This is a genomic window from Rhodococcus sp. T7, assembly GCF_009872365.1.
Classification (GTDB): domain Bacteria; phylum Actinomycetota; class Actinomycetes; order Mycobacteriales; family Mycobacteriaceae; genus Rhodococcus_F.
The window spans coordinates 1-22,549 of sequence record NZ_WXYH01000033.1 but is presented as its reverse complement, the minus strand read 5'-3'; the positions used below and the strand labels follow the sequence as shown (position 1 = coordinate 22,549).

At 66.5% G+C, this 22,549-nt stretch carries 20 protein-coding genes and 3 pseudogenes; 7 read left to right on the top strand and 16 right to left on the bottom strand.

Annotation, left to right across the window (positions count from 1 at the left end):
- Positions 1–67 precede the first annotated feature (67 nt).
- Together MLGJGCBP_RS04825 and MLGJGCBP_RS04820 are read right to left on the bottom strand one after the other, a co-directional pair.
- Positions 68–3,507: pseudogene (locus tag MLGJGCBP_RS04825) on the bottom strand (protein kinase domain-containing protein).
- A 217-nt stretch (positions 3,508–3,724) separates the two neighbouring features.
- Positions 3,725–3,958, bottom strand: a complete 234-nt coding sequence (locus MLGJGCBP_RS04820; protein WP_160094259.1) for a zinc-binding dehydrogenase — start codon at positions 3,956–3,958, stop codon at positions 3,725–3,727.
- A 475-nt stretch (positions 3,959–4,433) separates the two neighbouring features.
- On the opposite strand from MLGJGCBP_RS04820, the gene MLGJGCBP_RS04815 reads away from it, so the two are divergent.
- Both MLGJGCBP_RS04815 and MLGJGCBP_RS04810 read left to right on the top strand, forming a co-directional pair.
- On the top strand, positions 4,434–4,808 hold the full coding sequence (locus MLGJGCBP_RS04815; protein WP_236580924.1) for an Ig-like domain-containing protein: 375 nt from the start codon (positions 4,434–4,436) through the stop codon (positions 4,806–4,808).
- Between the two features lie 661 nt (positions 4,809–5,469).
- Positions 5,470–6,105 carry a TetR/AcrR family transcriptional regulator gene (locus MLGJGCBP_RS04810; protein ID WP_160094257.1) on the top strand — a complete coding sequence of 212 codons (636 nt, stop codon included), beginning with the start codon at positions 5,470–5,472 and terminating at the stop codon, positions 6,103–6,105.
- 77 nt (positions 6,106–6,182) lie between these two features.
- On the opposite strand, the gene MLGJGCBP_RS04805 is transcribed toward MLGJGCBP_RS04810, so the two are convergent.
- From MLGJGCBP_RS04805 to MLGJGCBP_RS04785, 5 genes are all read right to left on the bottom strand, one after another.
- Positions 6,183–6,449 (bottom strand): hypothetical protein, encoded by a 267-nt coding sequence (locus MLGJGCBP_RS04805; RefSeq protein WP_236580923.1) that lies wholly within the window; start codon positions 6,447–6,449, stop codon positions 6,183–6,185.
- Positions 6,450–6,587: 138 nt separating this feature from the next.
- Positions 6,588–6,968, bottom strand: coding sequence for an aldolase/citrate lyase family protein (locus tag MLGJGCBP_RS04800; RefSeq protein WP_160094255.1), 381 nt, complete (start codon positions 6,966–6,968; stop codon positions 6,588–6,590).
- A gap of 91 nt (positions 6,969–7,059) precedes the next feature.
- A complete protein-coding gene (locus MLGJGCBP_RS04795; protein ID WP_160094254.1) occupies positions 7,060–7,668 on the bottom strand; it encodes a TetR/AcrR family transcriptional regulator in 609 nt (202 codons plus the stop codon).
- Between the two features lie 82 nt (positions 7,669–7,750).
- A complete protein-coding gene (locus tag MLGJGCBP_RS04790) occupies positions 7,751–8,860 on the bottom strand; it encodes a saccharopine dehydrogenase family protein (protein WP_160094253.1) in 1,110 nt (369 codons plus the stop codon).
- 52 nt (positions 8,861–8,912) lie between these two features.
- On the bottom strand, positions 8,913–9,827 hold the full coding sequence (locus MLGJGCBP_RS04785) for an acetoacetate decarboxylase family protein (RefSeq protein WP_160094252.1): 915 nt from the start codon (positions 9,825–9,827) through the stop codon (positions 8,913–8,915).
- 189 nt (positions 9,828–10,016) lie between these two features.
- Here MLGJGCBP_RS04785 and MLGJGCBP_RS04780 point away from each other — a divergent pair, with 189 nt between their 5' ends.
- On the top strand, positions 10,017–11,294 hold the full coding sequence (locus tag MLGJGCBP_RS04780; protein WP_160094251.1) for an NADH:flavin oxidoreductase/NADH oxidase family protein: 1,278 nt from the start codon (positions 10,017–10,019) through the stop codon (positions 11,292–11,294).
- Positions 11,295–11,485: 191 nt separating this feature from the next.
- Positions 11,486–12,208: a type 1 glutamine amidotransferase domain-containing protein gene (locus MLGJGCBP_RS04775; RefSeq protein ID WP_087555137.1), complete on the top strand. Its 723-nt coding sequence runs from the start codon at positions 11,486–11,488 to the stop codon at positions 12,206–12,208.
- 38 nt (positions 12,209–12,246) lie between these two features.
- Here the strand turns inward: MLGJGCBP_RS04775 and MLGJGCBP_RS50330 are convergent, their stop codons facing one another.
- The 7 genes and pseudogenes from MLGJGCBP_RS50330 to MLGJGCBP_RS04740 all read right to left on the bottom strand — a co-directional run bounded on the left by MLGJGCBP_RS50330 (position 12,247) and on the right by MLGJGCBP_RS04740 (position 17,991).
- Positions 12,247–12,390 (bottom strand): hypothetical protein, encoded by a 144-nt coding sequence (locus MLGJGCBP_RS50330; protein WP_201452961.1) that lies wholly within the window; start codon positions 12,388–12,390, stop codon positions 12,247–12,249.
- A gap of 27 nt (positions 12,391–12,417) precedes the next feature.
- Positions 12,418–12,987 (bottom strand): annotated as a pseudogene (locus MLGJGCBP_RS04765) (MFS transporter); the annotation flags it as partial.
- A 286-nt stretch (positions 12,988–13,273) separates the two neighbouring features.
- Entirely contained in the window at positions 13,274–14,254 is a 981-nt protein-coding gene (locus MLGJGCBP_RS04760) for a Gfo/Idh/MocA family protein (RefSeq protein WP_160094250.1), read from the bottom strand.
- Entirely contained in the window at positions 14,251–15,114 is an 864-nt protein-coding gene (locus MLGJGCBP_RS04755) for a sugar phosphate isomerase/epimerase family protein (RefSeq protein ID WP_160094249.1), read from the bottom strand. Before MLGJGCBP_RS04755 ends, MLGJGCBP_RS04760 begins: the two co-directional genes overlap by 4 nt.
- Positions 15,111–16,118 (bottom strand): Gfo/Idh/MocA family protein, encoded by a 1,008-nt coding sequence (locus tag MLGJGCBP_RS04750; protein ID WP_087555141.1) that lies wholly within the window; start codon positions 16,116–16,118, stop codon positions 15,111–15,113. Before MLGJGCBP_RS04750 ends, MLGJGCBP_RS04755 begins: the two co-directional genes overlap by 4 nt.
- Positions 16,118–16,897, bottom strand: coding sequence for an SDR family oxidoreductase (locus MLGJGCBP_RS04745; RefSeq protein ID WP_160094248.1), 780 nt, complete (start codon positions 16,895–16,897; stop codon positions 16,118–16,120). The genes MLGJGCBP_RS04750 and MLGJGCBP_RS04745 overlap by 1 nt, the downstream gene beginning before the upstream one ends.
- Before the next feature lie 152 nt (positions 16,898–17,049).
- Positions 17,050–17,991: a sugar phosphate isomerase/epimerase family protein gene (locus tag MLGJGCBP_RS04740; RefSeq protein ID WP_160094247.1), complete on the bottom strand. Its 942-nt coding sequence runs from the start codon at positions 17,989–17,991 to the stop codon at positions 17,050–17,052.
- Positions 17,992–18,338: 347 nt separating this feature from the next.
- Between MLGJGCBP_RS04740 and MLGJGCBP_RS04735 the strand changes: the two genes are divergently transcribed.
- From MLGJGCBP_RS04735 to MLGJGCBP_RS04725, 3 genes are all read left to right on the top strand, one after another.
- Positions 18,339–19,892 carry an AMP-binding protein gene (locus tag MLGJGCBP_RS04735; protein ID WP_160094246.1) on the top strand — a complete coding sequence of 518 codons (1,554 nt, stop codon included), beginning with the start codon at positions 18,339–18,341 and terminating at the stop codon, positions 19,890–19,892.
- 542 nt (positions 19,893–20,434) lie between these two features.
- Positions 20,435–21,148, top strand: a complete 714-nt coding sequence (locus MLGJGCBP_RS04730; protein WP_236580921.1) for a MerR family DNA-binding protein — start codon at positions 20,435–20,437, stop codon at positions 21,146–21,148.
- Between the two features lie 62 nt (positions 21,149–21,210).
- Entirely contained in the window at positions 21,211–21,618 is a 408-nt protein-coding gene (locus MLGJGCBP_RS04725) for a YciI family protein (protein WP_087555332.1), read from the top strand.
- Positions 21,619–21,689: 71 nt separating this feature from the next.
- Here MLGJGCBP_RS04725 and hadA read toward each other — a convergent pair whose 3' ends face one another.
- Together hadA and MLGJGCBP_RS51405 are read right to left on the bottom strand one after the other, a co-directional pair.
- Positions 21,690–22,166, bottom strand: coding sequence for a (3R)-hydroxyacyl-ACP dehydratase subunit HadA (gene hadA, locus MLGJGCBP_RS04720; RefSeq protein ID WP_160094245.1), 477 nt, complete (start codon positions 22,164–22,166; stop codon positions 21,690–21,692).
- Positions 22,167–22,302: 136 nt separating this feature from the next.
- Positions 22,303–22,473, bottom strand: a pseudogene (locus MLGJGCBP_RS51405) (transcription antitermination regulator); the annotation flags it as partial.
- Between the last annotated feature and the right edge of the window lie 76 nt (positions 22,474–22,549).

Genomic DNA, 22,549 nt, shown 5'->3' with positions numbered 1-22,549 from the left:
GGGGACTGTCGGCCAGATCCAGTTCCACCGTTATCCCGACAGTCCCGCACACTCTTCCGTAACCAACTCACTGGGCTGGGAGCGTCCGGGCAAGGAAGGTCTCCGGGATGGACGGCCATTCGGGCTGCCAGCGGCCGCGGCGTTGATCGTCGGCGATTTCGGTGAGGAGCCCGGTGACGGGTTCGCCGCCGTCGGCCACCAGGCGGGGCAGTCCGTATTCGGCGCAGTCGGCGGCAACGGGAATGAGGACCTGTTTCGCGTCCGTGACCCGTCCCGCGGCTGCGAGGCACCGGGCGAGCAGCATGCTGGCCTCGAGGAGGGCCCGCGGTCGCCGCGTTGTCGAGTGCCCGGACCACCGCTTCCGCACGCGCACAGGCTTGGTCGTCGGCGTGTGCGGTCAGGAGCAGCCGGATCTGGGAGTCTTCGTCGAGTTCGGTTGTCCGTGTGCCGAGGTCGGCGGGTTGGTGTTGTGCCGTCGATCGCTCGGTGCGAGTGCGGAATTCGGTGCCCGGTTCCAATCCGCAGCGAATCCGCTCGTTGTCGATCCGCGCGGCGAGTCGCGGCAGTGACAACTTCCGGGCGGTGTCGGCGCCCTCGTCCAACCGCTGCACAGCCGCGGGCATGTCCCCGTGCAAGGCCTTGATCCGGGCTCCGGTGCCGTAACTGGCGAGCATGAAATCGACGACTCCGCCCTCGGCGCCGAGTCGGTAACTGGCATCCAGCAGTTGCTCGGCCTCTTCGATCCTGCCCTGCTGATACAGCAGGTCACCGAGCAACGCACCGGACAGCTGTGCCGCATACGAGTGGACTCCGACCGAGGCAACGGCGAGGTCCCAGGCGGCCCGGAAGTGGCCCTCGGCGGCGGTGACGTCGAGAAGTTCGTTGTCGGCGATGCCGGCGAAACAGTACCCGATCATCCCGAAATGCGGGCCGCGGGTCTGCTCGTGATAGCGCCGCGCCCAGGCCTGCCGGCGACGGGCGGCGGCGAACTCGAAGCTGCAGATCTCTGCAAACGAGGTGACGTCGGCCGCGGCGGCGACGACGAAGGGCGGCAGGGTGTCCGGTCGTTCGAGGCATTCACGGACCTGATCGACGGCCTCCTCGATGACGTCGGCGTGACACCGACCGACGTCCGCGATGACCGCTGCCTCCACCCGCAGATCGATCGCCTGCGCCTCGGTCACGGTGTGCCCGTCGAGGGCGGCCTCGACCCGCGCCAGGGCTACCTGCATCGGCTCGAGGCGATGCAGCAGGACGTTGGCCCACGCCACGATCAACTGGAGCCGGGCCCGGTTCTGTGCGAGCGAGGCGGGCAGTTTCGCGACCAGCGCGAGGACCGTGCCCATCTTCGAGCTTTCGATCAAGGGCATCGCGTGCGATTCGATCAGGTCCACGGCACGGTCGTCGTCGCCGGCGGCCAGTGCATGATCGACCGACTCACCGAGCGCGTCGTGGCCGGCAAACCAGTCCGACGCTTTCCGGTGCAACCGGGCGAGCCGCTCGGGTGCGTCGCGTTCGAGCCGGCGCCGGAGAAACTCGGCGAACAGGTGGTGATAGCGGAACCAGTCCCCGTCGTCGTCGAGGCTGCGCAGGAACAGATCCCGCTCTTCGACCTCCTCGAGCAGCGCCTGCCCGCGAGTCGTGTCCGCAAGGATCCCCGCGAGCTCGCCGCAGATTCGTTCCGGAACCGAAGTGGCCATCAGGAAGTCGAGCAGTTCGGGTTCGAGTGCATTCAGCACATTCTCGGCCAGGAACTCACCGATGGCATGATGTCGGCCGGACAGGTGCGCGATCAATTCTCCTGCTCCGGATCTGCCGCGGAGCGACAGGGACGCGAGTTGCAGAGCGGCAACCCATCCGTCGGTGGAGCGGGTCAGCGCCGCGAGCTCGGTGGCTTCCAGTGCGAGACCGTTCACGTCCACGAGAAATCGGGTGGATTCGTCGAGGTCGAACCGCAGGTCCGCGGCAGTGACCTCGACGAGTTCGTCGCGAACCTTCATTCGACCGAGCGGCAGTCCGGATCGCGTCCGGCTGGTGACGATGAGCTGGAGGTGGTGGCAGCCGTTGTCGAGCAGGTAGCCCAGGGCGGCGAGGGTCGCGGAATCGGTGACCCGGTGCCAGTCGTCGATCACCACCGCCACCGGCAGTCCCCGGTCGTGCACCTCGTCGACCAGTGAGGTCAGCACGTAGCGGTCCGCGTCGTCGCCGCGGTCCTCGAGCACCTGACCGAGATCGTGACCCAGAGTGGGCTGCACACGCCGGATCGCCTCGATCAGATGCGCGAGAAACCACACGAGGTTGTTGTCGTCGTTGTCGACGGAGAGCCACGCCACTACCGTGCCTCCCTCGACGAGCACCCCGCCACTGGGCCGCGAGGGTGGACTTGCCGTATCCGGCGGGCGCATGGATGAGCACCAGCCGACGCCGCCTCGCGGCCCGCAAGGCCTCGAGCAGCCGTGCCCGCGGCACCAGGGCCTTCGGTGCGGTGGGTGGCCGGAACTTCGTCGCCGGAGTCGGCGGCGCAAGCCGCGTCCGTTGCGTGCCGGCGAGAGGCTCGGCCGGCACGGACACCGATTTCGGCGAGCCCGCGTACACCTCTGCGGGCCCGCGGAGTGGCGGGTCTTCCTCGGCACGCGCTCCGGCCCGGGTCCGAGCGTCGCGCAGCTCGTCCCCGAACTCCGCCGCCGTGCGTGGCCGCGCCGTGGGTTCGGCGGCCATGGCGTGTCCGATCACCGCCGTCACCGCATCGGGAATGGCCGGATCCCGCAAGTCCGGTACCGGCTCGGTGGTGATCCGCACGAACTGGGCGACGAGCTGTTCGCCGCTGCGGCGTTCGAACGCGGCGTGCCCGGTCAGCGCGCAGAACAAACTCGCACCCAGGCTGTAGACGTCCGACGCGGGGGTGGGGCTCTGCCCGGCGAGGACCTCGGGGGCGGTGAACGCGGGCGAACCGGTGATCACACCGGTACCGGTCTCGAAGCCCCCCGGAATTCGGGCGATCCCGAAATCGGCCAACTGCGCGTCGCCGTATTCGGTCAGCAGGACGTTCGCCGGTTTCACGTCGCGGTGCACGACCCCGGCCCGGTGGGCCGCCTCGAGCGCCCCGGCCAACGCGATCCCCATATTCAGCGTATCGGCCCAGCTCAGGGGTCCGGTGCGGCGGATCGTGGCATCGAGCGAGCCGTACCGGTGATACGGCATCACGAGGTACGGTCGGCCCGTCGGCGTGGTGCCCGCTTCCAGAACGGTGACGATGTGGGGGTGCCCGGACAGCCGGCCCATCGCCCGCTGCTCGCGCAGGAACCGCTCCAGATCCTCGGGGGCCGGGTCCACGGCAAGTACCTTGACCGCGACCGTGCGGTCCAAATGCGGTTGACGGCATCGGTAGACGACCCCGAACCCTCCGCGGCCGATCTCTTCGAGGTCGGTGAATCCGGCGGCCTCCAGCTCTGCCGTGACGTCCCCGGCGTCGTCACGCTGGGTGGCAAGCGGATCGAATTCGGCCATCGCACGCCCCATCCCGGTCGGCGTGACACCGGTGGCCGGCTCGAGTCATCCCGTCGCAGGCGGACAGTGATCCCAGACTATCCCCACACCGACACCAGGGGTACCGCGATCGGGTGGCGCTCCGCCCGTCCCCATGCTGTCGGACCAGCCGAGCTTCTCCTGCCACCGGCGCCGGATCACAACGAGACCTCCATCGGATCATCTGCCGGGACCGCGACTATCGAACGGCAAGTAGTACTTTGCCGATCGTGCCCGGCGCGCCGAGCATCCGGTGCGCGGCAGGGGCCTGGTCGATGGGGATTGCGGCGTGGACGACCGGGCGCACGATGGCTTCGGAGATCATCGGCCACACGTGTTTGACGACTTCCTGCACGATCTGCGGTTTGCCGCCCGGCCCGTGAGCAGGGCGACTGCGCAGACCGGTGGAGTGCACGCTGCCGCGCTTGGCCATCACCGTGCCGAAGAGCGCGAAGATGTACTCCGGGCGGTTGGGCAGGACTGGTCAATCCGGAAGCAGGACACAGCAGGCGTGTTCGCGTATAGCGAGTAATCGCAGGGGTACCTCTGGCGATTCATCGAAACCAGAGAGCCGACACCCTTTCAACTGAACGAACGAACAATTCTGTTGGACGAGGGATCAAAATGGAAAATGAACGACTGATCAAAATGCATGAGAAGTCCCGGGCAACCAATCGGTCTGTGTTGGGGTCTTGATGACGAATGCCTGCCACGAGTAGCGTAATAATTAGCGGCCGGGCGGCCGTCGGGAACTATCGGATGCGTGGTCGTCCGCTTCGCGTTTCACCTCAGGCGCGAATCAAAGGAGTGCGGCCATGATCACCTTTGCAAGTCCAGGTACCGGTCCGGGATCGGTAGGCCAGGGCGTGCGCTTTCGGCGTCAGCGGACGCGACGGTTCAGGACCCCGATGTTCACACTCGGTGCCGCGGCCAGCGCGATGGTCCTGATGGCCACACCCGCTGCAGCCGCTGTTACCACCACGACGGCAGTGTCCGTGCAGGGTACCGTCGCGACCACCTGTCCGGTCACGCTGACCGCGAAGATTACGCCCGTAAACGCGACTGGCACGGTGGATTTCAAAGAAGGCAATACCGTGATCGCTGCCGCGGCCGTCGTCACGAACGGCACCGCTACAGCCAACCACACCTTCAATGCGACAGGCGTGCACGTCATCGACGCCAACTTCAAAGGAACAGGAGAGTTCACAGGCTCGACGGGCAGCGCGACCGTCACCGTCGCGACGGGACTCAATCTAGGCTCGATCTGCCTTCCGATAGGTTAATCGGCGGCGGGAACCGCCGGATCGACCCACAGGAATTGTTTGTCGAGCGGACCATCGAAAGCCACTCCGATGCAGTTGGATCCGATGATTGGGACGAACGCGTCGCCCGCTGTCGAGACGGAGTGGCTCGGCTCCCACCTGGCGAGTCGAGCCGCCGCCGTCCAGGCCGTATTGCTGGTCAGCCAATTCCGATACCGCCTCCGAACGTGATACTCAACCACTTCAGGAACGCACCGAAGGCGACGGCGATGTCAACACCTGCAGAACCCATGAACCCTTCACTCCTCTTGCATTTTGTTATCGACGGGCACCGAACCCGCTTACTCCTATATCGGCTGTGCGCGCCCCAAGCGTTTCATGGAATGCCAAACAATTTTTCCCGCAAACTGAACGAAGCCCATTTCAATTGGACGTGTGATCAAAATAGAAAATTGGACGACTGATCAGAATGTTGAAAGATTTCGGTGATCGACTGGCGCAACAAAGTGAGCCCTGCCGGCAATGCACGACAGGGCGAGGGCCGGCGGTGACCGCGATCGGATTGGCGCAGGGTTGCGATACGGGCGCGGGTGATCGGTGCATCGCCTCTTCAGTCGTGGTCGCCGCTGATCATTGTGGGATAAGCCCCCGGCCCGAGCGTCCGAACATTTACGCTCGGCACATGGCGAAGAAGCTCCCCGCCGATGAGCGTCGCGCCCAACTTCTCGAGGCGGCGCTGGCAATCGCGGCCGAGCAGGGCGTCGACGCGCTGACTATGCGCCCACTCGCCGCCGCAGCCGGAACGTCCCTCGGGATCGTGCATTACCACTTTCACGACAAGGACACCCTCCTCACTCACCTCGGGGAGACCCAGATCTTGCAAGTCAACGACGCGATGCGGCTGGCATTCGGGCACTACACCGTACCCGCCGGGCTGACCGGGATCCTGGCCCTCGGGGACCTGCTGCGTGCCGGAATGCGAGGACTGTGGCCGATCATCGAATCCACCCCCCACCATCAACTGCTGACCTTTGAGATCACCGCCCACGCGCTCCGCCAACGTAGCGCCGGCAACGTGTCGGCCGGGGCGATTGCCGAGCGGCAGTACCGCACCATGGACGCCGAGGCCGTCGCGTTCCTGACCCTGTGCGCGACGCGCGCGAACGTCAGCTGGACCACTCCGGTCGATCAGGTTGCCAGGTTCGCGCTCACGTGCATGAACGGGGTGGTGCTGCGCTGGCTCGTCGACCGGGATAGCGACGCCGCTCTCAGCGATCTCGACGACATCGTGCAGATCCTCACCACCAAGGCCAGCTGACCCTCAGCCCGACGCGTGCGATCTGTCCAGCCGCCGTCCCGGTCGTCGGACCCTGCGGCAATAGGCTGCGCAGAGAACTAATCGGTGTTTCTGGCGTGCCGGCGGTGCCGCTCGCGGAAACGAGCGCGGTGCCGCTCGAGGGCGACGACCTCGGTATCGCGGAGGATCTGCCGTTGCCCTCGGGCGATGGCGTATCGCACGGCGGCACTGCGCTGTCGCAACTTCTCTGCGTGTGCGGCCGCCACGTCGTCATCGAACAGAATCGCTGCGGCCGTGTCGCACTCGATCAGCACCCACTCGTACGCCAGCCGGGTGGGGGCGTCGTCGTCGAAGAGCGCCGGCATCACCACGTCGTCGAACAGGTGAAAGGGCGCACACGTAAGCCGATATTGGAGGCGGCCGAACGCTCGTGCTGCGCCTGCGACTCCCATGGCGATGGATGATACACCGTGCGACGAGCAGGCGGTATTAATTTCGCTGCCTCACAGTCGAATCGGAGGTCGTGTGAGCGGTTCGCCGATGAGCCCTCGAGTTGCATATGATTCGCGGGCCTGAGCCAAGGTCGCCTGTGCTCCTTCGTGGACCAGTTCGTAGTCGGCGGCGAGGGCGACGGTGTGGATTTCGTGTCGTTGTACCCCAATGTCATGCCCTGGCTTCCGCCGGTAAGCGGCGACGTCCAGTCCGTGCAGTGTGCATGCGTCCACGATTCGGCGAACGGCATCGAAAGTAGCTCCCCCCGGTACATCCGAGGCTGAACCGGCCAGGGACAGCGTGAGGTCTGCGGTATCGATCAGGATCCCGTCGAGTCCGGGTGTTGCGCAGATGGCGTCGGCGTCGGCCGAGCCGTTGGTGTCCTCGATCATCAGGTAGACCCTTTGAGGGGGCGCCGAGGTGGAACGCGATCACGCGAAACGGGAAAACCTGTCGTCTCCATTCGGCCGTGGGTGGGCGGCGTCAGGGCTGTGTGTCGGGCGGGGCCGCGAACGAGCCTGATGCCCCGAGGATGGCGTGGACCGCGGCACGGACCCGGTCCGAAACGGAGTCGGCGGAGATTGCGTCGAACTTGCCGTCGAGGTGTAAAAACGCCAAGCCGTGCACCAGCGCCCACACCGCATCTGCCATCGAATCTGGGTCAGCAGTAGGAAATGCCTGCTGCACAATAGATTTGACGTATTCATGGATCGCCGTTGTCGCGGCCACCCGTTCGGGATTTGTTGGGTCGCAGGGTTCGGCGAACATCACCCGGAACAGTCCGGGTCGTGCGAGAGCGAACTGGACATAGGCAACGGCGATCGCCGCAAGGTCATCGGCGGTGGTCGGAGCCGGATGCGCGGCGGCCAACCGGTCGGCCAGGTCGCGGTAGCCGACCGCGGCGACGGCGGACAGCAGGGCATCGCGGTCGGAGAAATGCCGATAGGGCGCGGCAGTGGACACGCCGGCGCGTCGAGCGGCGGCGCGGAGCGAGAGTTCGGCGGCTCCGTCCTCCTCGAGGAGTTCCACGGCCGCGCGCACCAGCGCGTTGTGTAGATCGCCGTGGTGATACGGCTGGGTCTTCGTGGCCATAATCTCAATCTAGCAAGAGTTGACAACGCTTACATATCCGCCTGGGTCAGCGGCGTGCCCAGCGGGATCCGGAGCCGAACAGTCAGACTCGCGCGAGACCGATCTCGGCGCAGGCTGCGGGAAACTCGTCAGCTCCCAATCCGTCGATCGGGCCGACGACACCGGGGGTATGTCCCAGACCCAGAGCCAGGCGATGTGCTGCCATGGCCATGAGTTCGGCCGTGACCGTGTACGGCGATGGGCCTTCCACCTCCACCTCGGCCAGGACCTTCCCGGACGACGCACGGGCGATTGCGACCGCGAGACCGCGGGTCTTGGCGCGCTCTGCGGCATCCGGGCCGCCGGGCGGGCCGGCCATCCGTGTGAGAGCGCCGTCGAGCACTCGGCGTCCGAGGGGGCTACGGGACAAGGTGGTCGCCAGGAGTGAGGCGGCCTGCATGGGTCGCGCGAGTTCGGGGAACCATCCGTTGAACACCCGCACCTGGCGCAGCCGCGGGTATCGAGCCGGAAGCTGCAGAACCTCGGTGCCGGATGCGAGGATCGCGTTGCGCGCGACGCCGCGCACCGTGAAACGTTCGATCTCCTGCGCGGCGCGCCGGTTCGCCAGTGCCCCGTTTCGGTACCCGGTGATCGGCAGGGTCATCCCTACGGCGACCGTTTTCCGGGTTCCCTGGCTCAGCCCCTTCCACAGAAGTCCGGTAGCGAAGTAGCCGATATCGATGGACCCCGTTGCCGCGCCGCCTTGTTCGGCGGCCAACGCCCCGGCGAGCACTCCGGGAACGTAGTCGTAGCCGAACGCGGGAAGCATTACCGATCCGGTCTCGCGAGCACGTACGTCGTGGCGACTGTGGAGTTCGCGCACGATTCCGATCTCGCCGGTGGAGTCGACGTAGTGCGCACCGGAACGGGCGGCGGCCTCGGCGGCTACCCACCCCACGCGTTCGAAGGGCCCGACGCCGGTGACGAGTACGTCGCCCGGCCCGATCAGAGCCTGCATGCCGGTGGGGTCGGAGACGTCGGCGACCCGGTACTCCAGGCCACAGTGCTCGGCCGCCAAAGGTGCGAGCTTGTGCTCCGATCGGGCGGCGAGCACTGGTCGCAAGCCTCGACGGACGAGCGCGTCGACGGCGAGGCCACCGGCGTATCCGGTTGCGCCGAAGACGATGATCTGGTTGGGCGTGCTGCCTGTCATGGTGGGGGACTCCGTCGAGTGGTGTCGGATGTCGAAGCGGATGCGATGCCGATTACCGGTGGCGGACCGAGAACGGGACCGGCATGTGCAGCGCGGCCTGCGCCTCGGTGCTGACGTCGAACCGGATGGTGCGGATCGGCTGGAGTGCGCGCAGGTCGTCGGCCATGCGTCCGTCGCCGACGGTCAGGTCGAGGCCGCGCGGGAACATCGACGTTCCGGTAGCCAGTACGTTGGTCTGGTTCAGGGTGGCGTGCCAGGCGCCATCGACCTTCGTGTACGAGGTCAGGGCTGATACCTTCTCGCCGCTCCGGGTGTGCTTCTGGGTCGGTGTCGGTGCGGAGAAAGCGAGGTCGACGCCGCTGTCGGCGTTGGCGATGCGGGCGGCGGTCCGGCTGTCGTCGATGTTCACGTCCAGCTCGGTGACCCATTTCGGAAAGCCGTAGCCGTGGTGGCCGCGCACTTGGGCGATGTCGGTGTTCACCGGCAGCGAGAGCACGTACGAGTGGAGGTGATCGTTCGCCAGCGCGGAGGCCACGTCTGCAACCGGGAGTTTGCCGTGACGGGCGGGGCGCACCGCGACCCCCACTGCAGCCTCGGTGTAGAAGTCGATGTCGCAGACGTCGTAGCTGAAGAACATCACCGACACCAGACCCATACCAGGAACGATCTCCAGTGGGGCGAGCTCGCGCGGGATCCGGTTCCGGATCGCCCTGCTGGGAGCGATCATGGTCAGACGCGCCGACGACATCGCGTAATAGAAGTTCGGAGTCGAGGTGGGCCCGATAGGGGACTCGACCCGGGTCTTGGGAAGTGTCCGGAAGAAGTCGACTCCGCTGACCCGCGGATCGCGCGCCACCTCGTCCAGGTCGGTGTCCATCCGGAAGCGCTCGAACAGGCCGCCGGCGGGGACTGTGACGGCGTGCCCACCCAGGTCGACCTCGATGGTGTTCTGCTCGGTTGAAGTCATGTGTGGTCCTTCACCAATCGGTATGTGTGCACTGCTTACATGAGGCTAGAACGGCAATGTAAGCAATGTCAACACCTGGTCACCAGCTCAATTTTCCGGGTTGTTGACGCCGCTTACATTCGGGCATAGTGTAAGCGGTGCTTACTTGCTTCTGGGTCAACCGGAAGTTTCTGGCCGAAAGGGTTCGAGGTGTCCGAGAAAATATCCGCAACCGACTTGTTCCAGCCGATCACGTTGAGGTCCGGGCACATGCTGCCCAACCGAATCGCGAAGGCTGCGATGGAGGAGGGAATGGCTGCCATGGGTCAGCTGCCCACCGATGGACTGATCGAGCTGTACCGCCGCTGGGGTTCCGGTGGTGCGGGGGTGCTGATCACCGGGAACGTGATGGTGCACGCGGAGGCGCTCACTGGACCCGGGGGTGTTGTGCTCGATGAGAATTCGCCGCTGGGGCCGTTTGCCGCCTGGGCGAAGGCGGGTAAGGCTGTCGGTGCCGCCATGTGGATGCAGATCAGCCATCCCGGTCGGCAGATTCAGGCGAACATGCCCGGCGTGATCTGGGGGCCGTCCGACAAGACCGTGGACGTCGGCAAGCACTCGAAGAACTTCGGTCGCCCGACCGCCATGACTACCCAGCAGATCCACGCCACCGTGGACCGGTTCGCAACCACCGCGCAGCGCGCGGAAGCGGCCGGATTCGACGGGGTCGAAATCCACGCCGCGCACGGCTACCTGCTCTCGCAATTTCTCTCGCCGCTGGTCAACACCCGCACCGACGGGTGGGGTGGCTCGCTGGAGAACCGCGCGCGAATCCTCCTGGACATCGTGCGAGAGGTGCGCGCACGGGTATCGCCGACCTTCGTGGTCGCGGTCAAACTCAATTCCGCTGATTTCCAACGGGGCGGGTTCGACGCCGATGACGCCCGCAGCGTGATCGCCATGCTGGCGCCACTCGGCGTCGACCTGGTCGAGGTGTCCGGCGGCAGCTACGAAAGCCCGGCGATGTCCGGACGCCCGGTGGACGGGCGCACCACGGCCAGGGAAGCCTACTTCCTGGAATTAGCGGCCGAACTTGCCCAGAACACCCCCGTGCCACTCATGTTGACGGGGGGAATCACCCGCCGTGAAACCGCGGAACAAGTGCTCGCCAACAACGTCGCACTCGTCGGAATCGGCACCGCCCTTGCAGTGACACCCGATCTCCCGGCCCGCTGGCGCGCGGGAACCGACGCCACTACCTCGCTCAAACCGGTCACATGGAAGGACAAGCCGCTGGCGTCCCTCGCCGGGATGGGCATGGTGCGCTATCAACTGCGCCGGTTGGCCCGCGGAAAGCAGCCCGCCGTCAACATCGGCCCGGCCCGCGCACTGGTTGCCGACCAACTGGTCAAACGGCGCGCGCTTCGGCAGTACTCGAAATGGCTTGCTGCCCGGCCGCACAGCGAGATCGGTGCGTCTCGCGTGTGAACCCGCCTATACGGCGGAGGGGAACGAGCACTCGCAACTACCCGGGCAAAGACCAGGTGGAGTCGCCACGTAAGCGGTTGACGCGCACGCACGCCCCACATAATGAATGCAGTGTGCACATTTGAGCGTGCGCCTGGAACTGAAAAACCCATCACTGTGGGCCCGTAGGCGTCCTTTTGGAGGAACACATCATGACGAAGGTCTTGTTCGCAGTAACCGCAGCCGACCGTTGGACTCTCAACGACGGCACCGTTCATCCCTCGGGCTATTGGGCTGAGGAACTCGCGGTGCCGCACCGCATCTTCTCGGAAGCTGGGTGGGAGATCACCGTGGCCACCCCCGGCGGCACAACGCCGACCCTCGATCAGCTCAGCCTCGGTATCTCCGGAGGGATGCCGGGAAAGCGCCGCGAGGTGAAGAGCTACCTCGACAGCATCGCCGATGTGCTCTCCCACCCGGCATCGCTGGATTCGGTGGACCCAGACGAATTCGACCTGGTGTTCTATCCAGGCGGTCACGGTCCGATGGAAGATCTCGCCTACGACAAGACTTCAGGGGATCTGCTGACCCACCGTCTGGCATCGGGCAAACCGCTGGCGCTGCTGTGCCACGCGCCGGCGGCGGTCCTGGCCGCGACCAACCCGGATGGCACCTCAGCCTTCGCCGGTTACCGGATGACCGGACTGTCCAACCGCGAAGAACTGCTGAACCGGTTCGCCAAGAAAGCGCCGTGGTTGTTGGAGGACAGGTTGAAAGAAGCCGGCATCGAGTACTCCAAGGGACTGATCCCGCTGCGCCCGCACGTCGTCGTCGACCGCAACCTGTACACCGGGCAGAACCCTCAGTCCTCGGAGAAACTGGCGACCCAGCTCGTCGAGGTCGTCGGCTCCGCGAAAGGCTCCACGGCCGGATAGGCTTGGCCGTGCTCGCATGTCGGTGTTGTGGTCGGCGATCACGCGTTGCTCGGCGCAATCAGGCAGGCCGTGCTGAGAACGGCGACGGCAGAGTGTGGTCCCGAGGCGTTCAGTTCCTCTTTTCCTGCGATCAGAGCTCGAGAACCCTCGGGGGTGTCGGTTACCACGACGAGCACTGTCATGACCAGATCCTTCTGGACGAAGCGTTGTCATGAGTACTTCGCGCGGAAATGGTCTTCGAGTTCTTTGAGGGAACGTCCGCGGGTTTCGGGAACCTGGGTGGTGAAGATCAGTGCGAGAAGGCCGAGTCCGGCGAAGATGAAGAAGGTCATCGCGATGCCGATCGCGGCGACGACCGGCGGGAAGAGCAGCGCCACGAGGGCGTTGGCGATCCAGAGGACGAAGATGCAGACACCGATGGCAAAGCTGCGGATCTTCAGTGGGAAGATCTCCGCGAGCATGAGCCAGGCCAGTGGTCCAATCGTGCCCTGCATGGAGAACACGAACAGGACGACGAATACGAGGATGCAGTAGGCCTTGACGGTGCCATCCGGCAGCAGGACCGCCGAGAGACCGATCAGCAGGTGAAAGACGGTGATGAGTGCGAAACCGACGAACAGCAAGGTGCGACGGTTGACCTCGTTCATCACCTTCAGCGCGATGGTGATACCGAGAACGCTGACCAGACCGTTGAGGGTGTTGGCGATGATGGCGGCGCTGGAGGAGAAACCGGCGTCCGCGAGTAGCTGGGTCCCGTAGTACATCACCGAGTTGATGCCATTCCGCTACCGGTCGATTCGGGTTTCCCGCCGGAGCTCGAACAACCCGCGAGCAGCACGGCCGCGGCGACGCCCAGTGTCAGGGTCATTGTCCGGCGGGTGGTCGTCGGCGGCAGTGAGGCGTTCGGGCCGGTGTGTGTCCATGTCGTGGACCTTTCGGGAAGCGGCAACCATGCAGGCATGGCGACGCAGCGGGGGAGGGGGTAACACGGTGAGGCAAGGGTGTGGAGGCCCGCCGGGCCGGACGTCCGAAGACGGTTTTCACGGCCCGGCGGGGTGAATGGGACTACCGCAGAGGTAGATCCGCTGCGCGGTACGCGGAGTCGATGAGCTCCATGGTGGCGACCGCGTCGTCGGCGTCGATCGGGAACGTGGTCCCGTCGGCAAGGTGTCGAGCGAAGGTGTCGAGCTGATAGGTGTACGTCGAACGGGTGCCGAGGTGCTCGACGGCGGTCCCGGCGTCGGTGGTGACGGTGATCCGGTCGTCGCCGGACTGGAGCATGTAGTCGTGCGCGAGGGCTTCACCGCGGTCCCCGACGAGGCGCAGGGTCATCTCGAACCGATCCCAGGTCATCGAGTTCGTGTTCGATCCCGTTGCGCCGCTGGGGAAGACGAGCTCGATGTCGCAGGCCTCGTCGACTCCCCGGGTGCGTTCGACGGCGCGGGCCGCGACCACGGTGGGTTCGCCGCCGGCGAAACGGCCCAACTGGCGGTGCACGTGCAGGCCGTAGCAGCCGAGGTCCATCACCGACCCGCCGGCGAGTTCGAGGTTCCACCGCAGGTCGTCGGGTTTGGGTTCGGGCATCCGCATGACCACTTCGACCCGCTGCAGGGTGCCGAGGGTGCCGTCCTCGAGCAGCTCGAACATCCGCCCGACGATCGGGTGGAAGAGGTAGTGGAACCCTTCCATGATCGGCACACCCCGTTCGCGGGCCGCGCGGCGGACCTGATCTGCTTCGGCGGCGTTGCGGGCGAACGGCTTCTCGGTCAGCACCGCCTTGCCGGCCTCGATCGCCTTCAGATTCCATTCGGCGTGGAAGGCGTTGGCGAGGGGGTTGTAGATCACGTCGACTTCGGGGTCGGCGATCAGCTCGGCGTACGAGTCGACGACCCGCTCGACGCCGTGCGTCTGCGCGAACGTCTCGGCGCGGCCACGGTCGCGGGCGGCGACCGCGACCAGCCGGTGCCCGAGGATCTGGGCCGGCTTCACGATCGCCTGCTCCGCGATCCGGGAGGCGCCGAGGATGCCGATCCGCAGCTCGCTCACAGCTCGAGGCTCCGCAGGAATGCAGCGCTGGTCTTGACGTCCGCGACCGGTCCCTCACCCTCGGGTTCGCCGGCGAGGATGGTGTCCTGCTCGAGGGTGAACCAGCCGTCGAAGCCGGAGCCCACGAGGTGCCGGACCACGCCTGCGACGTCGACGTCACCGGTGCCGAGCGGGGTGTACATGCCTTGGGCGACGGCCTGGGTGTAGCTCAGCTCGCCGGCCTGCACGCGGGCGGCGAATTCGGCGTCGACGTCCTTGAGGTGCGTGTGGGTGATCCGGTCCGCGGCGGCGCGGGCCAGCTCGAGCGGGTCGGTGCCGCCGATCAGCAGGTGCCCGGTGTCCAGGCACAGCGGGATCGAGGAACCGTCGAGGACCCGCTGGACCTCGATGCTCTGCTCGATCATGGTGCCCACGTGCGGGTGCAGGACCGCGTGGATGCCCTGCTCGGCGGCGACGTCGTGCAGCCGGTCCAGGTTCGACAGCAAGGTTTTCCAGCCGGCGTCGTCGAGGTCGGGCCGCGAATCGTAGCCGTCGGTGCCGGTGATCGCGGCCAGCACCAGCACCTCGGCGCCGGCGGCGGTGAACGCGGCCAGGGTGCCGGTGATGTCGGGGACCGGGTCGTGGCCGGCGTCGTGCAGCAGCACCGGGGTGAAACCGCCGACGGCCTTCAGGTCGTAGGAGGCCAGGGTGGCGGCCAGTTCCTGCGGGTCGGCGGGCAGGAATCCGTCGGGGCCGATCTCGGCGGCTTCGAGGCCGGCGTCGCGCATCTCCGAGAGCACCCGTTCGGGGCCGAGCTGGTGACCCCAGCCGGGAACTTCACAGACACCCCACGAAATAGGTGCTCCTGCAATACGAATCATCGTCGAACCTCACTCATCTGGACGGGTCGGTGGTGGGAGAGGGACAGCGTGGCCGCCTCGGCGATCCACGCCACCTCGAGGGCGTCGGCGGCGGTGCACGGTGAGGGTGCGGTGCCGGCGATCACGTCGAGGAACGCGCCGAGTTCGGCGCGGTAGGCGGAGGTGAAGCGGTCCATGAAGAACTGATGCGGTGGGCCGTCGGGGAAGGTGAGGCCGGGTTCGAGGTTGCGCACCGGGGCGTTCGCGTCCCAGCCGGCGACGACGCTGTCCTCGGAGCCGTGGACCTCGAGGCGGCAGTCGTAGCCGCGGGCGTTGTAGCGGGTGTTGGAGACGACGCCCAGCGTGCCGTTCTCGAAGGTCAGGGTGGTGGTGGCGGTGTCGACGTCGCCGTGGTCGGCGAAGATCGAGTCGCCCTGGTTGGTGCCGGCGGCATACACCTCGGTCACCTCGTGTCCGACGACCCAGCGGACGATGTCGAAGTCGTGGACGCTGCAGTCGCGGAAGATCCCGCCGGACGCGGCCACGTACTCCGCCGGCGGCGGCGCCGGGTCGAGGGTGGTCGAGCGCACCGTGTGCAGCCAGCCGAGTTCCCCGCCGACGACGGCGTTGCGGGCCGCGACGAACGCGGGATCGAACCGGCGGTTGTACCCGATCTGCACCGGCACCGTCGAGGTCTTCAGCCGCTCGACGACCTGATAGCTCTCGTCGGCGGTGAACGCGACCGGCTTCTCGCAGAACACCGGAATCCCGGCATCGACGGCGGCCAGGATCAGCGGCGCATGCGCCGGGGTGGCGGCCGCGATCACCACCCCGTCCACGCCCGAGGTGAAGACCGCGGCGGCGTCCTCGACCGCGCGCGCCCCGAACTTGGCGGCCACGGACGCGGTGACGTCCGGACGCTCGTCGGTGACGACGAGGCCGTCCACCCCCGGCAACTGAGCCAGGGTGTCGGTGTGGAATGCGCCGATCCGGCCGAGGCCGATCACGCCGAGTGTCGATCCCATCAGTCCTGCCCTCCGATAATGGTCTGGTCCCAGTCGATGACCGAGCCGGTGACGACGCCGCTGCGATCCGAGAGCAGGAACACCACCATGTCGGCGATCTCGTCGACCTGCCCGAGCTTGCCCATCGGCACCTGCGCCGCGGCCTCGGCGGCCCAGTTGTCGTCGGCGCCGTGGAAGCGCTGCTGGATGGCGGTCTCGCCCTCGGTCTCGGTCCAGCCGATGTTGAGGCCGTTGATCCGGATCCGGTCGAAGCGGTGCGCGTAGGCGGCGTTGCGGGTCAACCCCGCCAGCCCGGCCTTCGCCGACACGTACGGGGCCAGGTAGGACTGCCCGCCGTGCTGCGCGATGGAGATGATGTTGACGATCGTTCCCGGCGCTTTCCGCGCCACCATGTCCGCGACGGCGGCCTGCATGGTGAAGAACGGGGCCCGCAGGTTGACAGCCATGTGCTGGTCGAACAACTCCGGCGTGGTGTCGAGTAGGGTGCCGCGGGTGGTCAGGCCGGCCGCGTTGCAGAGTGCGTCGATGCGGCCGAACTCCTCGATGGTCCGCGTCACCGAGTTTTTCGCCTCGGCCGGGTCGGCGAGGTCGGCTTGCACGAACCGGACCTGCGCGCCCTCGGATTCGAGTTCGGCGGCGAGGGTCTTACCGGCCTCGGCGCGGCGGCCGGTGAACACGACCTTCGCGCCTTCACGGGCCGCGGCTCGCACGACGCCTGCGCCGACACCTTGCGTCCCTCCGCTGATCAGAACGACTTTCCCCTCCAACAGGGTGGCCACTGGATTCCTTTCGATCTGTCCCTACCGACATCAGTGCCGGTGGGTCGGTCATGCACACGTCCGGTCCGCGTATCGACAGCGTCGGCGGTTGCTGTCTGTGTGCCCTTGTAAGTCTTGTTGTGACACAGGCCTCAATCAAGACGGTATTTCCATCATTTTCGCCTCATCGCCGCGGGCGGGATGGCGACGGGAGATCCGATGTTGTCCCGATTCGCGGCCAACCCGTCGGCGCGCGCGAAGCATTGCAGAACACCGTCCCGTGCCCGGGTGAGGGCGTCGACGACGGGCAGCTGCCGGAACTCCTGCGACATGTGCTCGACTCCCCACGGTCCGTCGAAGCCGATCCGGCGGACCGCGTGGATGAATTTCGGGACGTCGAATTCTCCTTCACCGCAGGGAACTCGGTTGTCGAAGGTGTCCTCGAGGTCGGTTCCCCGGACAGTGGACCAGCCGTCGTCGAGTTCGACTCCGAAGACGAACCGCGATGGAACGAGCTGCGGCAGAATGTCGTAGTCGGTGCCGCCGCGGAAGGCGTGCCAGATGTCGAGGATGAGTCCGCCGTTGGGGTTGTCGACGTCCTGGACGAACTGCGCCGCCTGCTCGGTCGTCTTGACGTGGTGCGAGAAAGGGGTGTTCTCGAACGCGATCTTGACGCCCGCAGCCGCACCGTCGGTCGCCAGGGCGTCGAACTGCTCACAGAGCAGGTCGCGGGAGACCCGGACGCCGTCGTCGTCCGCGCCGACCTTGATGTTGTCGACACCGAGGACGGGGGCGGCGTCGAACAGGTCCTGGACGAACTGCTCGGAGGCTGCGCGGGCGCCGCCGGTGGTCCACCAGTTGGTGATCCACTCGAGCTGCACGTGGGTGATGCCGTTGTCGGCGAGCATTGTCGCGACCTCGCCGAGCCCCACCGTTTCTCTCGCGGCGACCAGGTCGGGGCGGGTCAATCCGAACCCGGTGTAGCCGGTTCGGGCGACGGCCTCGATGCGCTCGCGGATCGGGACCGGGCTCAGGTCCGAGCCTCGCGCCGGCATCACATCGCCGGCGGAAGTCCAACAGGCGGCCAATAGATCCGGACGTGGTGAGTCGATCATGCCCCGTACCCTTCGGTGGTCGTCTCGATCGTAGAACGCAGATGGCGAGGAAGTCGCAGAGCGACGGTCATGAATTCCTCACCGGGGTGACGGCGCCCGCGTTGTTCATCGACACAGTCGCATCTCGACGCAGAACTCGGCACAGGCCAAGATGTAATGACCTCGTGGGAGGAGGACACATGCCGAAGATGCGAAGTCCGCGGCGTCGTCGGCGTGCCCGACCCTTGCGGCAGCGCCCGTACCCGGCCCGAGCCGGGCCACAAACCCCGGCAGGGATGCAGTAAGTCTCCGACACCACAGGTCGACACTGGTCATCGAATGCGTAAGAGGAACCCGTAGGAGGAGTTGTGTTTGTTCCGTTCAGTGTCAACGATTTTCTCGACCGCGCGGCGACCGTGTACGGGGATCGGATCGGTGTGGTCGACGAACCTGACCAACCCGCCCCGTCTCAGGGGGCGCTGACCTACGCCGAGATCGCCGACCTGGCCCGCCGCCAGGCCGCCAAGCTCGACGAACTCGGCATCGGCGCCGGTGAGCGGGTCGCGATCGTCAGCCACAACTCGAGCCGGCTGATGACCTCGTTCTTCGGGGTCAGCGGATCGGGGAGGGTGTTGGTCCCGGTCAACTTCCGGCTGCGCCCCGACGAGGTCCGCTACATCGTCGAGAACTCCGGTGCCCGCGTCCTCTACGTCGACCCCGAACTCGAGGATTCGTTCGAGGACGTCGACTGTGAGCACAAGTTCGTCCTCGGCTCGGACACCGACCTCTACGCCGCCCCCGGAGCGGTCCCGCATCCGTGGGAGCCCGACGAATCCGCCACCGCCACCATCAACTACACCTCCGGGACCACCGCCCGCCCGAAAGGTGTGCAGATCACCCACCGCAACATCTGGGTCAACGCGGTCACCTTCGGGCTGCACGCCGGGATCGGTGACCGGGACGTGTACCTGCACACGCTGCCGATGTTCCATTGCAACGGCTGGGGTCAACCGTTCGCGCTGACCGGCGTCGGCGCCCAGCACATCATCCTGCGCAAGGTCGACGGCGCCGAGATCCTGCGCCGGATCCGCGACCACGGGGTCACGGTGCTCTGTGCGGCGCCGGCGGTCGCGTCCGCGGTCCTCGAGGCCGCGCAGACCTGGGAAGGGGAAATCCCCGGCCGGGACCGGGTGCGGATCATCATGGCCGGTGCGCCGCCGCCGACGAAGACCGTCGTCCGGGTCGAGGAAGAGCTTGGCTGGGAATTCATCCAGATCTACGGCCTCACCGAAACCTCCCCGCTGCTGACCGTCAACCGCACCCGCGCCGAATGGGACGACCTCGACCCCGAAGCCCGCGCGGCGAAACTGATCCGGGCCGGCGCCCCGGCACTCGGTGTCCGGCTGCAGATCGAGGAGGCCGAGGAAGGCGCGGGGGAGGTGCTGGCCCGCTCCAACGTGGTGATGGACGGCTACTGGAACAAGCCCGAGGAAACCGAGACCGCGCTGGACGGTGGCTGGTTCCACACCGGCGACGGCGGCGCGATCGGCGACGACGGGTATCTGACCATCGCCGACCGGAAGAAGGACGTGATCATCACCGGCGGTGAGAACGTGTCCTCGATCGAGGTCGAGGACTGCCTGTTCTCCCACCCGGCCGTGTCCGAGGTGGCCGTGATCGCCGTGCCGAGCGAGAAGTGGGGGGAGACGATCAAGGCGCTGGTGGTACTACACCCGGATGTAGAACCTGGCGACAGTACCGAGGCCGAGCTGATCGGCTGGTGCAAACAGCACCTGGCCGGATACAAGGCACCGACCTCAGTCGAGTTCCGGGATGAGTTGGCCCGCACCGCAACCGGGAAACTGCAGAAATTCAAGCTGCGGAGCCCGTACTGGGACGGGCACGGACGTCAGGTCAACTGACATCGAGTTTTCAGTGTGGGACGTACGACCCGTTCCACGCGCACCTCATCGTTGAGGAAAAGTCGGTGCAGCCGTGGACCTTGTCGATCGGCGAGGACCGACTCGATCTCCGCCCCGCAACTGCCCCGTGAAACGTGGCAGTACAACTGAATCGTTTGTGCCACAGTCGTGAAAGTTCGACGGGTAGGGCTGAATCATCGAAATATCGACTCGGGCCGCGGTGTGCGGGTTGCGCTGCGGTGTCGTTCATGGACCGCTGTGCCTCAGACGTTCCGACGAATCGGGGCAGTGGCCAAGAATCAGTAGATCTGGTCGTCAGCGCCGTCCTCGGGGCAGTCACGGGTTTCGCCTGTGCGCGCCGCAGATACCGATTGATCTGAGACAGCGTGACCCAGCGGACGTTCACAGGGCGCGTCCGAGGTTTCGGAGCCACGGTCGGGTACACCGTCGACGGTGTGATCGTCAGGATTGGCCGAGGGAGCCTCGGTACTCGTCTCTCCGTGCTTGACCTTGGAGTCGACTCGAAGGTTTACCGTCGTGTCATGAGCGCTTATCGGATCTCGCAGCTGGCGGAGATCTCGCGGCGGGTGTACGGCGAGGAGGCGGTGGAACGGTTGTCGTTCATCTCCTCGGCCAAACATCTCGGGTTGCCGTTGGAGGAGATCCGGGATCTGCTCGAGGTCTGGGAGCGGGGTGTCTGTGCGCAGGTCCGGCAGCGGATGCTTCCGATGGTCACCGACCGGATTGCCCACGCCGACAACAGGATCGCGGAACTCTCGGCCTTCGCGGCGCGGCTGGCGGGTGTCCGGGAGGAGCTGACCGGATCGGCCCCGGCCGGGGCCTGCGGCCCGGACTGTGGCTGTCTCACCGCCACCACGGCGACACCGGTGCCGGTGCCTCTCGAACGCAGCCGGCCGACCCGGCCGCCGGAGCAGGCTTGGCGCAACGCGCCGGTGGTCTGCACCCTGGGCAGTGGCGAGTACGACGAACGCGCCCGGCAGTGGCGGCAGGTTTTGTCCGCGGCGACAGGCCGTGAGGAGATCGACGGCGGCCTGCGGGTGTGGTTCCCGTCCGACCCCGATTTGGTCGCCGAGGTGGCGCGCCTGGCCGCCGCGGAGCAGAGCTGTTGCACCTTCTTCGACTTCACGATGCAGCTGACGGTGGATCGGCTCACCGTGACTATCCGCCCCCGCGGCCGCCGAAGACCTGCTCAGCGAGTTGTTCGGGTGACGGCGCGACCCCGCGAGAACCGGTGATCGGCTCCGTCCCTGTGGTGAATGCGGCCAGAATGGGTCGCACCCGTACCGAGGAGAACATGATGGCCAAGTACCTGCTGCTCAAGCACTACCGCGGCGCACCGGCGGCGGTCAACGACGTCCCGATGACCGAGTGGACGCCGGAGGAGATCTCGGCCCACGTGCAGTACATGCAGGATTTCGCGACCAAGCTGGAGGGGACCGGGGAGTTCGTCGACGGTCAGGCGCTTGCTCCGGAGGGGACGTTCGTCCGTTATGACGGCGAGGGGCGGCCGCCGGTCACGGACGGCCCGTTCGCGGAGACCAAGGACCTGATCGCCGGCTGGATGGTGATCGACGTCGAGACCTACGAGCGGGCGCTCGAACTGGCCGGCGAGCTGTCCGCGGCGCCGGGTGCGGGTGGGAAGCCGATCCACGAATGGCTCGAGCTGCGCCCGTTCCTGACCAAGCCGCCCACGATCACTTACTGACGAACCCCGGAACAGGCCCCGCGCCGGACTCGCCCTGAATTGGGCCCGGGCCGGATCCAGGGGTGTTGGGTTCAGCGGGCGTAGGCGACCAGCGTCGTCCACATGGTCTGCACCGGGGCGTCGTTCTGGTCGAGCATGATCGTTTTCGTCACCAGGATGTCGTTGCCCGCGGCCTGCCGGTAGGAGTCGAGGTAGACATCGCAGATCAGCCGGTCGCCGACGGCGATGGGGCGGTGGAAGATTAGGCGCTGGTCGGTGTGCAGGATCTCGCGGGGGTCGTAGCCGGTGACGATCTCGTCGAACAGGTGCTGTTGGGCGATCATGGCGATGACGGAGCCGAAGGTCAGCGGGGCGATCAGGCCGTCGTAGCCGTGCCCCTTCGCGGCGTCTTCGCTCCAGTGCGCCGGATGCCGGTCCTGCAGCGATCTGGCGAACTCGCGGACCTTTTCGCGGCCGACCTCGTAGAAGTCGGTGACCCGGTAGTGGTGACCGACCAGGCTCGCGGTGCGCTCGGCTCTGCTGCTGGTCTGCTCGACGATGCGGGTCACGTCGGGTGAAGTTACCCGGTACCGAGGTGCATGGCACCGCACCGTCGTGTCGGGCCTGGGTGGGTGGCGTGTCGCTATGATGCCAGGCCGACAACGAATTCCACCGCACTGAGGGACCAACCTCCAGCGCGGCCGCCTACTGCGGGGACAGGGCGCCCTCGTGGGCGGTGAGCAACAGATGATCGAACTGGATGCGCAAACTCGCGCCGGAGTCGCACTGCCCGAATCCGGCGACGAGTAGTTCCGCGAGGATGCGGAGCCGGGTGTTGGTCTCCTGGGAGCGCCAGATGAGGATGTCGAACGCCCGTGCCCCTCCTTACGTTTGTGTGGGCAGTTTTACCTCGATTCCGCCGAGATTGAGATAGATCATCGCCGTGAGTGAT